Genomic DNA, 3,656 nt, shown 5'->3' on the forward strand with positions numbered 1-3,656 from the left:
AGAAAACTCTAACGACGAGGAAGCAATAATACATTGAGACTTATTCTTTTCTTGGTGCAAATATTCCACCCATTGAGTCAGCACATCATTTTCAGCATTAGGAAAATCAAGAAGAATTACCTGTTGACGCACCTGGGAACTCCATAATTTTCTCTGCAACCAAAAACAACTAATACGCACCCCATCCCCCAAAACCAGATAATGTTCCTGCTCATCATCATCATTAATAACAGTTTCAACCTCACCGCGGATGTAGAAAAAGGCTGTTTCCAACTCCAACTCGCCCTTTCCCAAGGGTGGTTGGGGAGGCTCAATTTCTAACTCCCCCCTTTCAAAGGGGGGCTGGGGGGGATTAATATTCAAACATTCCAATATTCCGCCTTTTACATCTTGCCAAGAGCGGTTTGTTTGCGGCCAATATCCCACAGTAAAATCACCCCGACTGTGCAAAACACCTGATAAAGAAACAGTCTCCTCACATTCTGCCAAACCATTAATAATTACAGCCTGTCGCCGACTATTTTCATAACTATTAATGGGCACAATTCCTATATAGCAATATCGAATGATTTGTGAGAAAAAACTGTAGAGGTTTGGTTGACAAATCCCTTGGCACTTGGGTTTGGAGACCAAACCCCTACAATAAAATCTTACAACCTATTTAGGATTGCTATACAATATATACGATGACAATCATAAAAATTATTCAAATTGAGGATAATTATAATTAACCATATTAAAACTTTGTAGGGTGCGTTAGTGGAACGAAGTGGAGCGTAACGCACCATTTTCATGTTGCTGGTGCGTTACGCTATCGCTTTTTCCTGACGGAATGCTCCGCAAACATGTCGCGTAGCGAAACAGCACCCTACTGGACTCTACTCAAATCAAATATTTGAACACCATTTTTGATGTTACTGTAGGGACGTTTCGCTATGCGACATGAAACGCATTTTTGTTATCCAACGTCCCTACTTTGCGATCTACTTAAATAAAATGTTTTAGCTGAAATAATATTACAAAGGAATTAATTCAGAAAAATTAACTAATAATTGTTCATTATCCAATTCATCCCCTAAACGTGCTGGAGAAAAATGTATTTGAATACCCCGCAACTTTTCTTGATAATGTAAATTAATCAAAGCTTTTAATGCTTCAGTCATCGCCCCCATACTCGCCAAGTCAGTTTCAATGTCTGGCACTTCTCCCTCAAAAGCAACTGTTATCATTACCACTAAATTACCAGTGGGAGGCAAAGTTAACGGTTCGTTATCTTCCCCATAGTCATCATTTTCCCCAGAACTTAGGTAGCGTTGAGCAGAGTCTGTAAACAATTCATCAAAAAAGTCTCCCGCTTCTCCCTCATTCCAAATAACATCTCCCTCATTTGCAGCAGATTGCCAATAGATATTATATTGTAGGAGACTTTGACAGACTTCAACCAGTCTTTCCCCCACTACTTCCAAGTCACCTTCTGATGCAACCGCTTCCCTAACAGCTCTATTCAAAACACCCAATAAAGGCGTTACCTCCGAACCCGCTAAGTGAATAAATAAACGAGACACAACAAATCTCGTTTTGCCTGTAAATTTATTTAAACTATCTTGCCAACCCATAATTTTACCTGCCAATTAATTAAGTCAAAAATCAAAAGTCAAAAGTAAGAAATTCAGGACTTACGCAGGCGGACCGAGAAACCGGGTTTTTTCGTCAATATTTATTGTTAAAAACAACGATTTATCCTAAAAACCCGGTTTCTTTGCGTAAGTCCTCAAATTGATTATTTCTACACGGTAATTTATTTGACTTTCAGTTTTATATCATCAGGACTTACGCAAAAAATGAAATTATACACCATCTGTAGGGGCGAATGGCCATTAGCCCCTACTAGATATAGTGCTTCTGCGTAAGTCCTGATCATGTGTCTTGCCGCGCTAAAGCGCAACTACGAGCTAATAATTTTTACTTCTAAATTCTAAATTATAAATTTAAGAACGTTTCCTCATAGATTCTGCACGTCTTTTCGCAGTATCATTTTTTGAGTCATATTTCAGTGCTGACTCATAAGCTTCTAATGCTTGGGCAGTTAATTTTTTCTTCTCATAAGCATGACCCAAATTATTGTAAGCTGTTACATAATTAGGAGCTATTTTTAATGCTTCTTTATACTGCCTAATTGAAATATCATATTGCTCTTGAGAGAAGTAAGCAAAACCAAGAGCATTATAAACTTTCGGAAAATCTTCTACATTCTCTTCGTCTTTTAATCTCAGAGCTTTTTGAAATAATTCAATTGCCTGAACATACAATTTTTTTTCTAAATATATACTAGCAAGCTGATAATATTCATCTACTGTTCCCTGTTCTTTTGTCAGTTTATTTTTCAAGTTAGAAAGCTGACCTTCTGTTTTCCTCGTCTTCGTAATCTGACGAATAATAAATATAGCTGTTATTGACAATAATATTAGCAGTATTAATAAGTATAAAACTGGTAGAGTGCTATCCATAATCTTTACCCAGGATTAATTTTTATTGTAGGTCGTGGTGCATTTTCATTAATTAATACTGATATTGATAATGAATAATGAAAATATCTCTAATTATCAATTACAACGGATTCCAACAGGCAATATGTCTGTGCGACAAAGGTTTTTATTTTGTTGTACCTTACATACCTGGAATTTGCTGTATCTATATAATCACCTTTGGGGATTAATTATTAATTATCAATTATCCATTATCAATTATCAATTATCCATTATCCATTATCCATTAGCTTTACCTGCCAACTCCACAACTTTTGCAAAAGTTTCAGGATCTAAAACTGCTAATTGTGCTAACATTTTACGGTTAATTTCAATATTGGCTTTTTTCATATTGCCAATTAATTGACTATAGCTTGTACCTTGTTGACGAGCTGCTGCATNTTTACCTGCCAACTCCACAACTTTTGCAAAAGTTTCAGGATCTAAAACTGCTAATTGTGCTAACATTTTACGGTTAATTTCAATATTGGCTTTTTTCATATTGCCAATTAATTGACTATAGCTTGTACCTTGTTGACGAGCTGCTGCATTGATCCGGGCAATCCATAAACGGCGAAAGTCCCGTTTCCGTTTCCGGCGATCGCGATAAGCATTGCGTAACGCCTGCATTACTCGTTGGTTAGCAACTTTAAATAGTCTGGACTGTGCCCCTCTAAATCCTTTAGCTAGCTTCAGAATTTTGTTACGGCGTTTTCGGGCAACATTACCTCTTTTAACTCTCGGCATAATTTTTCTCCTAACCTAAAATTTTATACTTTATAAATAAGGAAGCATTAGACGTACATTTTCTTCATTAGTCTCATGGACAAGAGCCATTTTCGACATATCGTTCTTGCGAGTAGAGCTTTTATGCTCCAAAAGATGACTCTTGAAGGCTTTACGACGTTTGATTTTGCCACTGCCTGTGGCTTTAAATCGTCTTGCTGCTGATTTGCGAGTTTTTAGTTTTGGCATGGACTTACGCTAATTTTACACACAAGCTTTTATAATACCATAAATTTTGTTAAAATCAAATACCCCAATTTAGAATTTAGAATTCAGAAGTTAAATTATTGTTCTGGCTATATTTGAGATTTAGAATTGAGAATTTAGAACTCAGAAGTTAAATTA

The 3,656-nt window shown here is 36.3% G+C and carries 5 protein-coding genes and 1 pseudogene; all 6 read right to left on the reverse strand.

The features are described from left to right. A partial coding sequence (locus AFK68_RS06005) for a hypothetical protein (protein WP_210407254.1) occupies positions 1-543 on the reverse strand: 543 nt, incomplete at its 3' end. Positions 544-1,016: 473 nt separating this feature from the next. Then, positions 1,017-1,616: a DUF1517 domain-containing protein gene (locus AFK68_RS06010; protein ID WP_210407255.1), complete on the reverse strand. Its 600-nt coding sequence runs from the start codon at positions 1,614-1,616 to the stop codon at positions 1,017-1,019. A gap of 372 nt (positions 1,617-1,988) precedes the next feature. Continuing rightward, on the reverse strand, positions 1,989-2,507 hold the full coding sequence (locus AFK68_RS06015; protein WP_094671993.1) for a tetratricopeptide repeat protein: 519 nt from the start codon (positions 2,505-2,507) through the stop codon (positions 1,989-1,991). Between the two features lie 258 nt (positions 2,508-2,765). Beyond that, positions 2,766-2,926 (reverse strand): 50S ribosomal protein L20 (locus tag AFK68_RS44385; RefSeq protein ID WP_210407256.1); only part of this gene is annotated, 161 nt, incomplete at its 5' end. A gap of 1 nt (position 2,927) precedes the next feature. Beyond that, positions 2,928-3,272 (reverse strand): annotated as a pseudogene (gene rplT / locus AFK68_RS06020) (50S ribosomal protein L20); the annotation flags it as partial. Between the two features lie 30 nt (positions 3,273-3,302). Next, complete coding sequence (rpmI, locus tag AFK68_RS06025) at positions 3,303-3,500, reverse strand: 50S ribosomal protein L35 (RefSeq protein WP_094671995.1); 198 nt, start codon at positions 3,498-3,500, stop codon at positions 3,303-3,305. Positions 3,501-3,656: the final 156 nt, after the last annotated feature.

It is taken from the genome of Hydrocoleum sp. CS-953 (assembly GCF_002260545.1).
In the GTDB taxonomy this organism is placed as follows: domain Bacteria; phylum Cyanobacteriota; class Cyanobacteriia; order Cyanobacteriales; family Microcoleaceae; genus Trichodesmium.